General features: G+C 28.1%; 10 protein-coding genes and 1 other RNA gene. 3 read left to right on the top strand and 8 right to left on the bottom strand.

The features are described 5' to 3' along the window. The first annotated feature begins 103 nt into the window (after positions 1 to 103). Positions 104 to 1,405 carry a M48 family metalloprotease gene (locus tag ERUM_RS03545; RefSeq protein WP_011155334.1) on the top strand — a complete coding sequence of 434 codons (1,302 nt, stop codon included), beginning with the start codon at positions 104 to 106 and terminating at the stop codon, positions 1,403 to 1,405. Between the two features lie 147 nt (positions 1,406 to 1,552). Then, positions 1,553 to 2,185 carry a hypothetical protein gene (locus tag ERUM_RS03540; protein WP_011155333.1) on the top strand — a complete coding sequence of 211 codons (633 nt, stop codon included), beginning with the start codon at positions 1,553 to 1,555 and terminating at the stop codon, positions 2,183 to 2,185. A 1,463-nt stretch (positions 2,186 to 3,648) separates the two neighbouring features. On the opposite strand, the gene folK is transcribed toward ERUM_RS03540, so the two are convergent. From folK to ERUM_RS03510, 7 genes are all read right to left on the bottom strand, one after another. Next, positions 3,649 to 4,173, bottom strand: coding sequence for a 2-amino-4-hydroxy-6-hydroxymethyldihydropteridine diphosphokinase (folK, locus tag ERUM_RS03535; RefSeq protein WP_011155332.1), 525 nt, complete (start codon positions 4,171 to 4,173; stop codon positions 3,649 to 3,651). A 1,611-nt stretch (positions 4,174 to 5,784) separates the two neighbouring features. Then, complete coding sequence (locus ERUM_RS03530) at positions 5,785 to 8,817, bottom strand: phosphoribosylformylglycinamidine synthase subunit PurL (protein WP_011155331.1); 3,033 nt, start codon at positions 8,815 to 8,817, stop codon at positions 5,785 to 5,787. Between the two features lie 2,101 nt (positions 8,818 to 10,918). Beyond that, positions 10,919 to 11,256: RNase P RNA component class A (rnpB, locus tag ERUM_RS04820), an RNA gene on the bottom strand. Positions 11,257 to 11,299: 43 nt separating this feature from the next. Continuing rightward, positions 11,300 to 12,268, bottom strand: coding sequence for a biotin synthase BioB (gene bioB / locus ERUM_RS03525; protein WP_011155330.1), 969 nt, complete (start codon positions 12,266 to 12,268; stop codon positions 11,300 to 11,302). A gap of 2 nt (positions 12,269 to 12,270) precedes the next feature. Then, positions 12,271 to 12,492 carry a hypothetical protein gene (locus tag ERUM_RS03520; RefSeq protein ID WP_011256144.1) on the bottom strand — a complete coding sequence of 74 codons (222 nt, stop codon included), beginning with the start codon at positions 12,490 to 12,492 and terminating at the stop codon, positions 12,271 to 12,273. 176 nt (positions 12,493 to 12,668) lie between these two features. Further along, complete coding sequence (locus ERUM_RS03515; protein WP_011155329.1) at positions 12,669 to 13,124, bottom strand: PAS domain-containing protein; 456 nt, start codon at positions 13,122 to 13,124, stop codon at positions 12,669 to 12,671. 1,129 nt (positions 13,125 to 14,253) lie between these two features. Beyond that, positions 14,254 to 14,874: a murein hydrolase activator EnvC family protein gene (locus ERUM_RS03510; protein ID WP_011256143.1), complete on the bottom strand. Its 621-nt coding sequence runs from the start codon at positions 14,872 to 14,874 to the stop codon at positions 14,254 to 14,256. Positions 14,875 to 15,317: 443 nt separating this feature from the next. Here ERUM_RS03510 and glpX point away from each other — a divergent pair, with 443 nt between their 5' ends. Continuing rightward, positions 15,318 to 16,238: a class II fructose-bisphosphatase gene (gene glpX, locus ERUM_RS03505; RefSeq protein ID WP_011155327.1), complete on the top strand. Its 921-nt coding sequence runs from the start codon at positions 15,318 to 15,320 to the stop codon at positions 16,236 to 16,238. Positions 16,239 to 17,180: 942 nt separating this feature from the next. Here glpX and mnmG read toward each other — a convergent pair. After that, a complete protein-coding gene (gene mnmG, locus ERUM_RS03500; protein WP_011155326.1) occupies positions 17,181 to 19,058 on the bottom strand; it encodes a tRNA uridine-5-carboxymethylaminomethyl(34) synthesis enzyme MnmG in 1,878 nt (625 codons plus the stop codon). Between the last annotated feature and the right edge of the window lie 8 nt (positions 19,059 to 19,066).

Below are 19,066 nucleotides of genomic sequence, written 5' to 3'. Positions count from 1 at the left end.
ATATATATTAAGATTATCCTGTATTATAGTGTAAGTATTAATTTTTTGATACATTATAAGCAATATTTATAGTATACTTTAACAAGTATAATTAGGTTAATTTATGAATATAAAAATTTTACTATTCTCTGTAGTTGTAATTATCCTACTTTATAGTAATGTGTCTTTCTGTCAGGAGAATTATACAATTTTTCGTGATAGTGAAGTGGAGTCTGTAATAAAAAAAATGGCATTCCCAATATTTGTTGCTGCGAAGATTAATCCAGAAGCAGTTAGGGTATTCATTGTTGATGATAAGACGGTTAATGCTTATGTTACTGGAAATAATAATGACATATTTTTGAATTATGGATTGTTTGAGTTTTCAAAAGATCCTAATGTTCTTATTGGAGTGTTAGCTCATGAAATTGGTCATATATCTCAAAAACATGTTTTACTACGTAAAGATAAAATACAAGATTCTATTATTATGTCTGGAATAGGTTATGTATTGGGCATTATTACTGCGATTACGGTAAATCCTGATGTTGGTCAGGCTATTGCCTTAGCTACCAATGATATTACAAAAAGGATGTTTTTTCTTTATAGTCGTTTACAAGAAACAGCAGCAGATCAGTGTGCATTACGTTACCTAGATAGTGCTGGATATAGTAAAGAAGGATTAATTAAAATGTTTAAACATTTTTACCTTTTAGAAGCACAATACAGAGGAAGTGTTGATCAATATTTATTATCTCATCCTCTTAGTAGTGATAGGTTATTGCAGATGCAAAATTACCATAATGTTAATAAGGTTAATGGATTTGAAGATGGGGATGTCAAAAAATTTCAGCGAATAGTGGAAAAAATGAATGCATTTTTTACACCTATAGATCTTTTATTAAATAATAATACAAGTATTGATCAATTGTCTCCGTACATGCAATCTATTATTTTTTATAGACAATCTAATGTTCCAAAGGCTTTAACAACGTTAGATAATATGATATCACAATCTCCAGAAGATCCTTATCTTTATGAATTGAAAGCACAGATTTTGTATAAAATTGGTGATATTAAGCAATCTATAGAGAATTATAAATTAGCTCTTCAGTTTTCTTCTGATGATATTTTAATGAAGCTTGAAATGTCACAAGCTTTATTATTATATGATCAGAAAGAAGCAGTGAATTTTTTAGAACAAGTAATATATAAAGAGCCAGATAATGTGTTTGCATGGAAACAATTAGCCATAGGATATGGTATGATGGGAAATTTAGGAATGTCCTACTTTTCATTAGCAAACAAGTCTTTTTTTGAATATAATAAAAAAGATTTTGAAAAATATTTTAATTTAGCTCAGCGATATCTTCCAAAGGATAGTGTATATTTAGAACACATACGCGATCTAAAAACTAATTTATGAAATCACTCTTAATATAATTATAGGTTATATTAGTTATTTTTTATTATGTGTGTATAAAAGTAAGTGTAGTAATGAACAATAGTAAATTGATAAATAGTACTGTGCAGGTACTATAAACCTGAATTTATTTATGAGTGTGGTAATTTTATGAGAATAATAAGTTTATTTTTATTGCTGGTTCTTATATTACAAGTATCTTGTAGTGCGATTTATGAAACTAGATCAAACTATGAAGCTCCAGACAGTGAAGTTGGCAAAGCATGTATACTTCAATGTAGTTACAATAAGAATGATTGCTATAGGCAATGTCAGGTTAAGTTAACAGATTGTCGATTAGCAGAGAAAATGATTGATGCACAAACTCGTCGTAATCCATTTATTAGTATAATAAACAATACTATCAGTAAAGGTAATGATGATAAAGAGGATAGTAATAATCCATGTGAGGATAAGAGACAAAAATGTATGAAATCATGTAAAAATGGTACTTTTTGTGATACTGAATGTGATATGCAATTTAATGTGTGTGATACTGAGCAACGAGTTAAAACTGATATGAGTTTTTCTTCAGGATCTTTTAAGCATGAAGTACAAAGTAGTAGTACCTCAAAATCTTTTGGAGCTGGTATAAAATCTGTAGTTCCTGTGAAACCTGTAAGTTTATGTAAGGTAAATGATTGTGATAGATTATGTAGGAGTGATTATGATTTATGTTTTACTGGTTGTGGTGGAAAAATTACTACTTACAGTAAGTGTGTAGCATTTTGTGATAAAAAATAATTTTCTTCTGTAAATTAGTGTTAAATAGTACTGCTGTGGCATATTAGATTAGATAGTTAAGTATAGATAAAAGGTGCTATTGTATTAGGATAATAACCTATAAATGTATTATAGCAATTTATGGTAAAAATAATTTTCTAATTTAAATATGCTACTTTAGTTTGTTAGTTTAGGTAACTAATATTATATATGAACGCTGTATTTTGTTAGTGTAATCAGGCGCATGTTTATAAGCATTTAGAATCTATTAGGGTAAATATTTGTGTTATAGCGTATTGTTTTAGGGAGAATAAGTTATGAAAATAGGAGATATTAAGTTTTATTTATAGTATTAATATCCGAGAATTTTATGGTATTTATTAGAAGGTGATCTATCAGTGTTGATATTAATCAAAGGATGTTGGTTATGTAGAGTTAGGTTATAAAAATGAAACGTTCTAGTGTTATTTGAAATGGTGAAAATTTATAAGCTAATATGTTTGATATTGATAGTAAAGAGTAATTTTAGTTTTGGTATACTACTGTGTTTATTGATTTATGTGGTTATGCTTATTTATGTATAAAATAAAAGTTATTATTTTGTTATTGTGGGGTAAAGTATTTATATAAATTTAAAAGCACTTATACGGCATTGTGTAGGGAGTAGTATTAATTAGCGATTGACACTATAACCCTAGTATATTGATTTACAAGGAATTTTCTAAATTTATATAAGATGTGAAAATAAATTTATTATATATATTGCAGGAATCAGTGAAGGAAAGTAATAATTTCTGAATAATATGATAAGTAATAAATATGGATTGCCAATGATATGGTGTAACTAAAAAACTTTTTATATCATCTTGTGTTTTTCATTCATGTTATTATGATCTGGTTATATATTTTTAAATATAATCTAATATAACTTGCTATACTAATACATATACTTATTATAGTACTGTTAATACTCTAAGTATTATATATATACTGAGTTGTAATATATAACTGCTTTATTAGGTTGACTTGCGTAGATTGAGAAGTATTTCCTGATATATATACGATTATATGTACTTAATGATAACACTGTGAATACTATAAGTGTCATCTATAAATATTGAGTATAATATAACTGCTTTATTAAGTTGACTTACATAGATTGAGAAGTATTTCCTGATATATATACGATTATATGTACTTAATGATAACACTGTGAATACTATAAGTGTCACCTATAAATATCGAGTATAATATAACTGCTTTATTAAGTTGACTTACATAGATTGAGAAGTATTTCCTGATATATATACGATTATATGTACTTAATGATAACACTGTGAATACTATAAGTGTCATCTATAAATATTGAGTTATAGTATATGACTGCTTTATTAAATTGATCTCACGTAGATTGAGAAGTATTTCCTGATATATATACGATTATATGTACTTAATGATAACACTGTGAATACTATAAGTGTCACCTATAAATATCGAGTTATAGTATATGACTGCTTTATTAAATTGATCTCACGTAGATTGAGAACTATTTCTTCAATTGATAGCTTTGATACTGGGTGAGGAAATCTTGCGTGAATATCAGAGAGTGGTACAAGTACAAAATCTCTATCTTGCATATGCTTATGAGGAATAGATAAAGTTTGTGAATCTAAGACTTTATCTCCCCATAAGATAATGTCAATATCTATACATCTAGGTGACCAGTATTCATTATTAAACCTGCCTATTTTTTTTTCAATGTATTTAACTCTTTCTAACATAAGATTTGGTGAAAGATTTGTATAACCTGATACTACCATATTCAGAAAAGGAGTATCCCAATCACTACTAGCATTTTCTGGTAATAGTGCCATGCTTTTATAGATATAAGAATATGTTTTGTTATATAAAGGTAACATATTTATAGCAGATTTAATATTCAATAACATACTGCCACAATTACTACCTAATGCTAGTACTACTATATCATAGTCAGGTGAGTAATCCATGTCTATAATTTAAGTTAAGCTATTACAAAGCATATAAATTATAGAATAGATTTTTGGTCGTTTCAATTTTTAAGTTGAGAAAAGTATTACATGATTTTAGTATTCAAATAATGTGTTACAATTAATAATGAGAGAACATTATATAATAGATATAAATTATATAATAAAATTAACAAAGATATTGAAATATTATGATAAATTTCTAATCTGATTATAAATGTATTTTTATGTTCCTTATATAGGATACAGTAGGTCTAGTATATAAATTCATTTTAAAGAAATTAGAAAAATAGATTTTGTATTATTTTTACTTATTTATTAAACAAGAAACTATAATCTGTATGGCTTAATAATTGAGTTGTAAAAAATATATTGTTCTTATGTATACATATGTATTATTAAAATATTAAGTTTTTTATAATTTTATTAGTGTATACATGTTTTTGATAATCACGATGCTGTAATATACCAAGATTGGATCAAGGTTCAATTATTAATGTAGTAGAATAAAAACAATAGTTTTATTACTTGTATTTTCATGTTGGTGGATTTCTTATAACTATGTTTCAGCTCATTTAGATTAACGTTATAGATATTTTCAGTAATGCATAATATCTATCTATGGTGTGTTAAAATTTATACATTACTAAGACTATTAAGGTAATAAAAGTAAAATTAATTACTAACTAAATATATTTTGCATTTGCATATGCTTGTATTTTCATATTGGTGAATTTCTTATAACTATGTTTCAGTTCATTTAGATTAACATTATAGATATTTTCAGTAATGCATAATATCTATCTATAGTGTGTTAAAATTTATATATTACTAAGACTATTAAGGTAATAAAAGTAAAATTAATTACTAACTAAATATATTCTGCATTTGCATATGCTTGTATTTTCATATTGGTGAATTTCTTATAACTATGTTTCAGCTCATTTAGATTAACATTATAGATATTTTCAATAATGCATAATATCTATCTATGGTGTGTTAAAATTTATACATTACTAAGACTATTAAGGTAATAAAAGTAAAATTAATTACTAACTAAATATATTCTGCATTTGCATATGCTTGTATTTTCATATTGGTGAATTTCTTATAACTATGTTTCAGCTCATTTAGATTAACGTTATAGATATTTTCAATAATGCATAATATCTATCTATGGTGTGTTAAAATTTATATATTACTAAGACTATTAAGGTAATAAAAGTAAAATTAATTACTAACTAAATATATTCTGCATTTGCATATGCTTGTATTTTCATATTGGTGAATTTCTTATAACTATGTTTCAGCTCATTTAGATTAACATTATAGATATTTTCAGTAATGCATAATATCTATCTATGGTGTGTTAAAATTTATATATTACTAAGACTATTAAGGTAATAAAAGTAAAATTAATTACTAACTAAATATATTCTGCATTTGCATATGCTTGTATTTTCATATTGGTGAATTTCTTATAACTATGTTTCAGCTCATTTAGATTAACATTATAGATATTTTCAGTAATGCATAATATCTATCTATGGTGTGTTAAAATTTATATATTACTAAGACTATTAAGGTAATAAAAGTAAAATTAATTACTAACTAAATATATTCTGCATTTGCATATGCTTGTATTTTCATGTTGCTGAATTTTTTATAACTGTGTTTTAGTGTATTTAAATTAATAATGTGCATATTGTTAATAATCAGGGTATTTGTATCACTGATTATACCTATGTTTGCATGTGCTATGTCTTTGAAAATAGTTTCAAATTTTTGTTTATTATGTGGGGCTATTGTTACTAAAATTCTACTTTGTGATTCTGAAAATAGGATTACTTTCTCTTTTATGCTATTATCTTCAATATTATGTGTTGGTACTAGTGATAAGTCAATTTTTGCTCCCAGTTCTCCTCCAATTAGTGATTTTATTAAACCTATAACTAGCCCCCCTAGGTTTAATGCAATTGCAGATGATATAATATTTGTATTAACTGCATTGCTATATAACTTGTATAGTTTTTTTGCATGTTTAGCACGTACTTGTGGAACATTATTATTTCCTAATCCGCTATATTTTTGGTATTCGGACCTTCCAAGTTCATCATATGTCACACCTAATATGTATATTAAATCTCCTGGATTTTTTACATCAAGTGTTATGGCATTGTGAATATTTTCTATTATTCCTACTGTAGAAATTAAAAGTGAAGGAGGAGCAGAAATGTTAATAGGTTCTCCTTTATTGTTATAACCTTTAAAATCATTGAACATGCTATCTTTTCCAGAAATGAAAGGTGTTTTGAAAATTTTTGCGTAATCATAACATGCTTGGGCAGCATTTTTTAATTGCCATAATCTTTTTGGATTTGTAGAGTCACACCAACAGAAATTATCTAATAATGCTAAGTGATGGAAATTTCCCCCGATTGCTATATAATTACGTATTGCTGTATCTATAGCACATGCAGCCATGTGGTATGTGCTGATTTCTCCATAGCTTGATCCTAATCCATGTGATTTTACTAATCCCCTTTCTGATGATAATATTGGTCTAATAACTATTGCTTCTCCATCTACTCGTCCTTTCCCTTGTATAGGTTTTATGACTGATGTTCCCTGTACTTCATGATCATATTGTGTAGAGATAAATTCTTTACTACATATATTCATTCTTTGCATCATTTCATTTAGCTCAGTGTCTAGTGGTTTATTATGTAATGTGTCTACTGCTGAGGATATTATGTTTGACCATGGTATGGTTTTTAGATGAGTTTTTGGTATACCGTTATGTAAGAAGTTTATATCTATATCCATAATAATGGAGTCATTATATGATACTACTGCTTTTTTTGTATTATTGAATGTTCCAATAATACTGATTTCAACATCATGCTTTTTCATAATTTTTTCAAATATTGGGAATTTGCTTGGAGGAATAGCTAATGTCATTCTTTCTTGTGATTCTGATACCCAAATTTCCCAAGGTAGCATATTTTTATGTTTTAATAATACTTTATTTAGTTCTACTTTAAATCCATTATTTCCCATTTCACCTATAGAAGATGATAGACCTCCAGCTCCATTATCAGTGATTGCATTATATAAGTTTAAATCTCTTGCTTCTTTAATGATAGCATCAGACAATTTCTTTTGTGTAATTGGATCACCTATCTGTACCACAGTACTGTTGCTATTATTTTCTGTTAGTGCATTGGATGAAAAGGTGGCTCCGTGTATGCCATCACGTCCAGTTCTACCTCCAGCTATTACTATATAGTCTCCATCTGCAGGTCCCTTTAGATGTGATGGAGTATTACCTATAATGCGTGGTATGATACCAGTGCATCCAACAAATACTAATGGTTTACTTTGGAATCTATCATCAAAATATACTGAACCTAGACCTGTTGGGATACCAGAACAATTTCCTCCTGAGTTAACTCCCTTGATTACTCCATTTATTATTGTTTCAGATGGTAACACGCTAACTGTACACATTTTATCTCGATATAACTCTTTTTCTGATTCAGAAAAACAAAAGTAATAAGCATTTAATATTGGTTTAGCTCCTTTACCAAATCCAATGATATCTCTATTTACTCCTAGTATACCAGTGATTGCTCCTCCAAATGGGTCAAGAGCTGATGGGCTATTGTGAGTTTCTACTTTATCTGCAATAATGAAATTATCATCAAATATTATTGCTCCTGCGTTATCAGAGAACGTAGATACGCATATTTCTGAGTTTATTTCATATGTTGCACGTTTGATATAATGTTTGTACAGCCCATCTATAATATCATCTATGGGAGAGGAGAAGATATTGTGTTTACAATGTTCTGACCAGGTTTGTGCTAGTGTTTCTAATTCTATATCATTAGGATTCCGGTTTATTTTTTTAAAATATGCTTGTATAGCTTTCATAGCTTCTAATGACAGGTTTAAGCCTCCTCTACCATGGATACCGTATTTGCTAAGTTCCATTAATTCTTCATCTTGAATATTTAAATTTACGGCTGTGACACAAGTATCTTGTGTAATGCATTGAGGAACAAGATCTTCTTGTCTTACATATGGTATAATAAATATAGTATTATGTGTTCTGGAATTGTCATATAGTTTATTAAGATCCAATATTTGCTTATTTCCAAAAAAACGTACATTAAATCCAGTTTCTTTGCGAATTGATAACTTACAATATTCTATAAGTGGGTTGTAAATCTTGAGTATATCTTTTTCTTGTGGTACGGTCTCTTGACTGAATATTACTTGTGATGTTATAACATCCAAACTGAAATCACATTTTAATGCTTCTTTTATCATGCATTTAGTTGTATTGCCAACATTATCAGTCACTCCAGGTAAAAAGCTTTTTTCTAAGGACCAATTTGCATTAAATATGTTCAACAAATTGTAGTTATTTGTAGTGTTAACTTCTTGGTAATTTAATTCTACATTATTGTATATGAATGTAAAAAATCTTTGTGTTATTGGATTAGTAAGTAAAGTACCTATTTTATTAATAGTTTCTTGGTCTAGGTTCTTTTGGGTATCTATCGTATAAACGGTAAGGGTGGTATTTCTATAATTTTCTAGTAATGTCTTGTCTGCTATGCCAATCCGGATAATCATATATGTTTTTATTATGTGATATATTTACACTGTATAATAATTTATGGTAATTTCAAATTATTATTTGTTATATTGTTAATATATATTAGTAATTATACACTACATACTATTATCTAAATGTTTCTCCATAAAATATAAATATACTATGAATTGAAATATATATGTTTATAGAGATACATTTCTTTATCGAGTAGGCTATTTTATAGTAATTGTGATGGTGGAGTGAAGTATATTTTTGTTGCGGTTGTTAATATTCAATCATTAATGTGTGGATTACATAGGATGTATCTTAATAAGTTATGTAAATAAATTACATTAATCTCCTATGTTACATAATGAATTGTAAAGAATGTGAAATAATTTTTTTTTATTGTGGTTTATTAGCAGAGCTGATTGTTATTTTAATTTTTAGAATATATATGTTTTGTAGGAAGCCTAATTCTAGTTATTATAATGTATGCAGTGTTTTTTTATAAGATATTTTGGTAAATGTAATGTTGTATAATGGATAATAATAATATCGATTTTATAAGTTGGATACTGCAATTATATTTCAGATTATTAAATTATGTTTACTAAATATTTGGTAAATCGTTGATGATTAATTGTTGTTTGATAATCATATTATAAATATACAGTGTTGTTAGTAAATATGTATTAATGGTAATTATATCAATGTTATCAATAGCGTTAAAAATATTATATGGTGAGATACGTAACAATTTTCTACAGTCATAAACACTACTGATTATTTGATGGAGAAGGATTCTGCATATACCTTGGTTAGGGAGTGGGTTGTTAATAACAGTTATATAATTCTATGAGCAGCATTAAAGATACTATGTAGTGAGATACATAACAATTTTCTATTCGTCGTAAAAACTGCTGATTATTTGATGGAGAAGGATTCTGACATATACCTTGGTTAGGGAGTGGGTTATTGATAACAGTTATATAATTCTATGAGTAGCATTAAAGATACTATGTGGTAAGATACATAACAATTTTCTACAGTCATAAAAACTACTGGTTATTTGATGGAGAAGGATTCTGACATATACATTTGTTAGGTGAGTAGGTTATTGATAACAGTTATATAATTCTATGAGTAGCATTAAAGATACCATGTGGTGAGATACGTAACAATTTTCTATTCGTCGTAAAAACTGCTGATTATTTGATGGAGAAGGATTCTGACATATACATTTGTTAGGTGAGTAGGTTATTAATAACAGTTATATAATTCTATGAGCAGTATTAAAAATACTATGTAGTGAGATACATAACAATTTTCTACAGTCATAAAAAAACTGTTAAGCGGTTTGTTAGTAGAATATTCTAATGGAGATTAATTGTTATATTGTGATGTTAGATGTATGTATTGTAGTTGATTGGTTAATATTAAGAGTTAAGTGGTGCTGTAAGTGAGGTTATAATTACTCTTATTGGTTAAATGTATATACATAATTAGGCCTTTGTGAATTATAAGAAGTATGTAGTATTTTATAATTGAATAAATATGTATAGTAGTGATTTAGTGATATGTATTATTTAATCGTAACGTTGTTGAATGAAGTTATGGTAGTATCACGTGTAAGAAATTATTGTTTGTCTTGTATGAATTGAGTTTCATTAGGTTTTTATATAGCTTTGTAGATAAAATATTGTTTGAATCAAGTAAGTTGTATTTGTTGAGATTTTGTGTTGTTTGATTGTTAAGTGTGGTGTTGAGTAACGTGATAATGGTAATGATATATAACAAATTATCATGGACTTAAATAATTGAGATTATTGCATATTTTTGTAAATTTATATAACAGCTGCTGTATCAACTACATTACTAACAATTATATTAAGTATGTGTTGCGGTGATTTTATATTCTATGTTGTTGAGTATAATATTAGATTATATACTTAATAATAATTGATTTTATTACGTAATAATTTAAGTTTGACGAGTTTAATAAGTTAATAAAATATATTTAGATTAATAACACAAAGTGCAATATATTACAAATTATGTTTGCATAGTAATCTGTAAGTAAAATAGAACGGTAAAAGTTTGCATAATGATGTCTTGTGATGTTATGAAATATTATTTATGGTCAGGTAAGAGTAAGCCGGATTCTGTTTGTGTAGTTATTCATCTGGGATAAATATTGCTATCTACCTCACGCGACTTACCTAGATAATTGTGAGGGAAAACACATATATCTCTTTTAGTCTTGCTCCTGGTGGTGGTTGCTTAGCTACTATATGTTGCCATAAGTACGGTGTGCTCTTACCACACCTTTTCACCCTTACCTTATTAGTAAGGCGGTTATTTTCTGTAGTCCTATACCTAGAGTTACCTCCGACAGGAGTTACCTGTCACCATTTTCCCTTGGAGTCCGGACTTTCCTCTGCATTATGAAATACAGCAACTACTTTCTTACCTGACACATTGATTATATCTAATCAATTATACATAGTAAATAAAAATTTATGAATCAAAAAAGACGGCTTGTTTTGTTTTGACTCCAAGTTTTGATAACAGATTCTTGTCATCATTACAATCTGCATTTGGGGTTGTAAGTAATTTTTCTCCATAAAACAAAGAATTTGCTCCAGCAAATAAGCATAATGCTTGCATCTCGTGTGACATACTTTCACGCCCTGCAGCAAGACGTACATATGATTCTGGCATCAAAATACGAGCTACAGCAATAGTTCTAATAAAATCTATATTGCTTATTTTTGGATTATTTTCAAAAGGTGTTCCTTTTATTGGAACTAGTCTATTTATAGGAACAGACTTTGGATGCTTTTTTAAATTTGCTAAAGTTAAGAGCATTTTTGCTCTATCTTCAATACTTTCTCCAAGTCCTAGTATACCACCGGAGCATATATTAATTTCTGCTTCACTAATGTTATTTAAACTTGATAATCTGTCATCATAGCTGCGTGTGGTGGTGACATTATAGTAAAAATCACGTGAAGTATCGATGTTATGATTATAGAAATCTAAACCTGCTGTTTTTAATTTTTTTGCTTGTTCCAGAGTAACCATTCCTAATGAAGCACAGCTTTCTAGGTTTTCACTTTTTATTAAGCTAATAATGTTGCAAATATATTCTATATCTCTGTCTCGTATTTGACGCCAAGCTGCTGCAAAACAAAACCTATCTATACCATTTACTTTAGCTTTTTTTATTGCTTCCTTTATAGTTTCAATGTTGAGTAAATCTTCTTTTTTAAGTTGTGTTTTATAGTGAGCACTCTGTGAGCAATATTTACAGTTTTCCGGGCATCCACCAGTCTTAATATTTAACAATCCAGCAATCTGTATCTCATTACTATTAAAAAACTTCCTATGTATTAGATGAGCATTCAATATTAAATCGTTAAATGGAAGATTAAAGAGCTCTAATACTTCAGGTAGCTGCCAATCATGTCTTATTGAAGTACACATATTTATTTTTGTGATAACTGTTCTTCAATTTTTTCCTGTTTTAGTATTACTTCTTTAATAGAATTATTTAAAGCTTCTAGATCGTCATGAGTAACAAAGTTGTTATTTTTTAGATATGTAGACAAACATCTCTTAAAAGCTTTGCTTGTAATGCTCAAAGTACATAACGCAATTCCAAAAAATGATACACTAACTTTTGACATATCATGTAAGAAAAATTTCATAAGACACTCATTTTATTATGGTATACCAAGCCAAACAACAGCTATTCTACAACTACTAAATCATTAAATGGTATTCAACACTAGTAAGATAGTCAATATTTTTTTAATGTTTATAGTTATATAGTTATTACATTTTTCTAATATCTGACCTTATATAGCAGTTTGATAAAAGGAGTTTAATAGTATATTCTTCCACCTATTACTCCTATAATATGGGTTATTTTACCATTATTACCAAGGGGTAATAGACATTCTCTTATTTTTATATAATTTCCATCAGCGCCTTCAGTCTCTGATTCATCTATTATTGGTTCTTGGTTTTCTAGTACTGATTCCAAGTAATCAAATAAATTTTCTATGATTTGTGGGAAGAATAGCTTTATATTTTGAGATTCAGCATATACTTTGATATCAGATTTATATAGTTCTTTGGCTGCTTCACCTATGTAAGTACAGTGATATTTTTCTTCATTATTTTCTCTTACTTCAATAATAAAGCAGTAAGGCCAAATGTCTGTAATCTCTTCAGGATCTATTTCTTCCATGCTAGGGAAAGCTTTGTCAGCACGTAACTGGTCCCAGTAAGAAAATAATATTTTTATTGCTCTTCTTTCTGATACATATTCTGGCATTTGCTACCTTAATTTTTGTAATGAATAAAAATTTACAATAAATGTATTGATTTTCTCTTACTTGCTATTAATACTAGTTAGCTATTAGTTTATATATAGATGATATAATAGTAGTAAATTTTTTATCTTATTAGTTGTGCCATATATAAATATGTCTTCCATGCATTGGATTATTTGATGACTTATCAGTTTATGATTCTTGTAAATAGAAAGTTTTTTTACTTATTAACAATTATTGATATCCTGAATATAGGACATATCTTGTCATACTGTTTCTAAGATTTATTTACAAAATATGTAAATAAACACTAGACTATTACTATAGGTGTTCACATTGTAAATTATATTTTAAACACTATTGTTATGTATTTATATAAAATATATGTTGTATGAATATTTCTTAAATATCATGTTTTCGATATACATTTGAAATTATTTCATACTTGATTAGTGGTAAAATTTTTTATTGTAGAAGACATGGCATAGTTTAGTTAAATGATATGGTTATTTAATATATAATAATAACATAATTCTTTTAGATTCAGTTTTACTATTTTTTTTTCAATTGCTAATAGTAGCATAGGTACTCTATAGTTAAGTACCACAGTATACTTATAGTGTATGCTAGTGTGTTAGTTAATGTATCAACTATGGGTTAATAATAGTTCATGTTTGTGGAAATAGGTATTTTGGGTAGATTAAATACTTACTTTAATATTGTTAGTTGTTAATGAATATATGGTATATATTATAGTAGTACAAGTTTTTTCCTATTTCTATTATAAATGGTTCTATGTTTGGACTTTTGCTTATGTTAGAAATAACAAACACTCTAGCTTATGTATACACAATGCTAGCATAGTAAAATTAATATAAATGTTTATTTTATAAGTTAAATAGAATTATCTTGTTATTTGATATTTATTTGTTACTGATTATATCAATCTAATTTTATAATTGTTTTTTATGTATGAAATAATTGCAACGTGACGGTTATTTATGTTTCCAATACAATAAGTAAAAAGATATTTAAGTGGATAAGAGTTTGTTTTATAAAAGCATAAGCTTTTTTTTTTAATTATATTTAGCATTTGCTGGTTATTAATAAGTATTATTAGTTAGTATATGATTATTCTAATGATTTACAATTGATATATGATAGTGGGTTTACAGATTTTCCGTGTTTCCGCATAGAAAAACATAAATAAGCTATGTTATTATCTTGTGTTGTAATAGATCCTATGGGTTCTCCTTGTTTAACTTTGTCTCCTACTTTTACATTGATGGTACTTAAGTAAGAATATAGAGTGATTGTATTTCTATTATGTTCTATTATTATAGTATTGTCATTTTGTTTAAGACCATGACCTGTATATAATATTTTTCCAGCAGCTGATGCTCTGACTGGTTGTTCATTATTTGATTTGATAATGATTCCCTTAGTACAATGCTGATCTTGATTATTTGTTAAAAATTTTGATGTAATAATTCCTTCAATAGGTATGATAAAAATGCACTCTTGTTTAGTTGGTGATGATGCTTTAGTTATTTTATGAGCTTGTAATGTTTTTTCCGGTTGGTTGGTTTCCTGGTTTTGAATATCATACCTTACAAGATGATATTCATCTGCACTTTCTAGCTCCTTATTACCATGAAACTCTTCTCCTTTTAGAAAATATGGAGCTGGTTTTTGTGTACAACCAAAACATAAGAACATAATTAAAATTGCTTTCCGTATTGTCACATACACCTACTAAGTCTCAATACCTATGTTCTTTTTATCTTATTTAATTCCTAAGTATAGTAGTATATTACTAAAAGTTTAGCAATGTAAAATTTTTGTTAACCTATAATTAATTATTTTGATGAAGTAATGTATTTCTTTAAATATCAATAATAAATAAAAAATATAACATGAGTTTATGTTTTGGTAATTGTATTTGACTTATCTCTAAATGTATGTGGTTTTTAACCTATGGTAATTATTTTTTATTATACTAGTAGTGATATATTAGGTATCATGTGCAAGATTTATAGATTGCCATATTAATCTAGAATGATTAATTGATATATGATAATTGTTACTGGTTATAAATAAGTTGTAATAGTGAAAAGTATTATGATGATTTGCTATAAAAGGTATTTTGTGTAATATGATAATTTCTTTGTTGTTAGACTGTATGAGTTAGAATAATGCAAGATTTATGTTTTAAATTATTATCAGTTACTGAAGCTGCTGCTGTAGCTTCTTATAAGTGCCTAGGTATAGGTGATGAGAAGAAAGCAGATGCAGTTGCAGTTGATGCTATGCGTGAGTCGTTAAATTTTTTAAATATTAGTGGTACTGTTGTAATTGGGGAAGGAGAAAGAGATCATGCTCCTATGTTATATATTGGAGAAAAGGTTGGTCTTGGTGGTATTGAACTTGATATTGCTCTTGATCCACTTGAGGGAACTACTATATGTGCTCATTATCAAGATGGAGCTATGTCTGTTCTTGCGGTGACAGAAAAGGGAGGTTTTTTACATGCTCCTGATGTTTATATGGAAAAAATTGCTGTTGGACCTGGTATTCCTAAAGGGGTTATCTCATTAAGGTATGATATAAAAACTAATCTATATAATTTAGCAGAAATAAAAGGATGTAACATAGCTGATTTAGTAGTTACGGTATTAAAAAGAGAAAGACATTTAGAATTGATTAAAAACATTAGAGAATGTGGGGCACGTGTAAAGCTTATAGATGATGGGGATATTTCAGCTGTGGTATCACTAATGCATGGAAATCACGATTTGTATATTGGTATTGGTGGTGCACCGGAAGGTGTGCTTGCCGCAGCTGCGTTGTTATCAGTAGGAGGTTATATTGAAGGTAGGCTTATTATTGATACAGATCAGTTAAGAGCGAGAGCTAAAAAATTTGGAATAGATGATATAGATAAAATTTATTGTATAGACGAAATGGTTAGATCTGATGCAATATTTATCGCTACAGGTATTACAGATAGTAGTTTAGTTAAGGGTATTAGATATTCTAAGGGTTTGCTTTTTATAGAGTCTATTATTATTAAATCAGCACGTGTAATGCATATTAGTAATACTGTATATACTTAGTTGTACATTTTTAAAATGTTAAGGGGGATATTTGGATTATGCGATATGTTAAATGGAATAGTACTTTATATAGTATTTGATATGTTATTTTAAATAATACATAGATTATAAGTATTTTATGATAATTAGTTGTTAGTGTTTTTAGATCTATAAATTTGTTACATTTTTATATCAGCTGGTTATTATCAAATAAAAAACATCATTTTTACCTGTATTAGAATTTATGTAACAAGAAGATTATTGATAAGATTTTTACGTATTTAGTAGAATGAGCAGAAGATAGTAGTTTATTAGGAGGATTTATTGAATGTATGGTATTGAGAATATGATGTAATAATACCATATGTGATATTTATGTTTGAGCTTATTTCAGGATTACATAAATAGTTATATATCTGATACTATAGAAATGATTATTAAGTATAGTATCATTGTTTTAAATAATTTAGGATCAAGGATAGGAAAATTCTCATCGAAATATACTATAAAACTTGAGTTTATTTAATGAATTCATACTCTGAGTATATGTTTTACTTATTTGAGGTTAATGTGCTAGTTAAATTTTGGTATTATTTGGGTAGTTGTTAAGTATTATATATGGGAAGGATACTAAAAGTATCATGTAAAACTTTAATTTACTGTGGATATTTCATGCCAGAATCTATATTTCTACTTAAGCTATAAAAATTTAATGTACTAATTAATCATATAACAATATCTGATATTAGAAAACAGTTATTAAGTATGGGTGTATATAGAAAAAACATAGTTGTAAAAAATGTATATTAGACTTTAATTTACTGTATTGATTATACTCAAAGTATATGAACCTATTTTTTTTGTAAAATTAATGTAGAGCTTTAATACATCGAATATTTTGTACTATGTGTTATAACTTTGAGTGTGGTATGTATACAAAATTTTAATTTAACAATAACATATCTATAATATCTTTTTATTTTTATGGTAACGTAGATAGAAAAGAATGTTAGTAATTGCTGCTGGTGTTACACCTGGTATGCGTCTTGCAGATCCTATGGATGGTGGTTTCATATATTGTAGCTTTTCTTGTATTTCTGTTGATAATCCATGGATTTGTGAAAACTCTATATCGTGTGGAATGTGCGTATTTTCTTCTGCTATAAAAGACTGAATATCTAATTCTTGCTTTATAAAATAAGGAGCATATTTTGCTTCTATTTCTACTTGTTGTATAGTACTTGCATGATAATTTTTTATTTGATTGAATATTTTTGATAAAATATTCATGTTGATATTTGGATTGCTTAATAAGTCAAAAGCACTTCTTTTTCTTCCATCTTGTGATATACATACACCATGCTGAGAAAGCTGCGATGGTAAAATAACAGTTTCTTTTAGTATGTTAGTTAACTTGGTTACCTCTTCTTTCTTACGATTTAAAGTAAGATACCTTTGGTATGATACAGCTGATACTTTATATCCCAGTTCTGTTAACCGTAAGTCTGCATTGTCAGAACGTAACCTTAATCTATATTCTGCTCTTGATGTGAATAATCTATATGGTTCAGATGTTCCCAATGTTACCAAATCATCTATCATGACACCAATATATGCGTCATTCCGCTTTAGTATAAATGGCTCATAATTTGAGTTGAGTGAAAGGGCTGCGTTAATCCCTGCTATGATCCCTTGACCAGCTGCTTCTTCATATCCAGTGGTACCATTTATTTGTCCTGCACAATACAACCCTCGTATTTTTTTTGTTTCTAAGGTGTGGTATAACTCTCGTGGATCAATAAAATTGTATTCAACACTGTAACCACTTCTTACTATTTTTACATTTTCTAACCCTGATATGGTTTTAAGCATGGTTTGTTGTACATCAAGTGGGGATGAAGTGGTTATGCCATTAGGGTAGATTATTTCAGAATTCAATCCTTCTGGTTCTAAGAATACTTGATGACTATTACGTTCTGAAAATCTTCTTACTTTTTCTTCTATTGATGGACAATATCTTGGTGCTTTTATCTCTTTTAGTAAGTTACTAGCTGCAGCTTTGTGTAAATTGTTTTTGATAACTTCATGAGTTTTAGTGTTAGTTGCAGTTAAATAACAAGATATTTGTGGTAAATTTATTGATTCTGACATATAAGAAAAAGGTGAGGGTGGTGTATCTCCTTTTTGTTCTTGCAATCCTGAAAAATTAATACTGTTTCTGTCAAGTCGTGGAGGGGTACCAGTACGTAACCTGCCTAATTTAAAGTTATATGATGCTAGTGTTTTTGCTAATCCAACTGATGATTGCTCGTTAAATCTACCTGCCGGAGTGTTATAGCTTCCTATGTGAATAGTTCCTTGTAAAAATGTTCCAGTAGTTAATATTAGTTTTTTTGTATATATGACTTCTTGATCTGCAGTGATGACGGAATTGATAGTAGGGAGTTCTTGGTTATCTGTTGTAGTGAAATTTTCTACTGATGCTTCTAAAACTGTTAAATTTGGGTAATTAAGTATACTATTCTGCATTGCGTGTCTATATAGATCTCTGTCAGCTTGTGCTCTAGGTCCCCATACTGCTGGACCTTTACTCCTATTGAGTATGGTAGAGTTAATACTAGCATTATCGATAACTTTTCCCATTAACCCATCCAATGCATCAACTTCTCTTACTACTATACCTTTTGCAATGCCACCAATAGCTGGATTGCAGGACATTTCTCCTATTGTTGATATAGAATGAGTAATGAGTAAAGTTTTTGCTCCGATACGCGCTGCTGCAGCAGCAGCTTCACATCCAGAATGACCTCCCCCTATTACTACTACGTCATACTTTTTCATGAAAAGAT

Origin of the sequence: Ehrlichia ruminantium str. Welgevonden (assembly GCF_000026005.1) — a bacterium.
GTDB lineage: Bacteria > Pseudomonadota > Alphaproteobacteria > Rickettsiales > Anaplasmataceae > Ehrlichia > Ehrlichia ruminantium.
The sequence above is the reverse complement of the archived record's forward strand: the minus strand, read 5'-3'. Positions and strand labels throughout refer to the sequence as shown.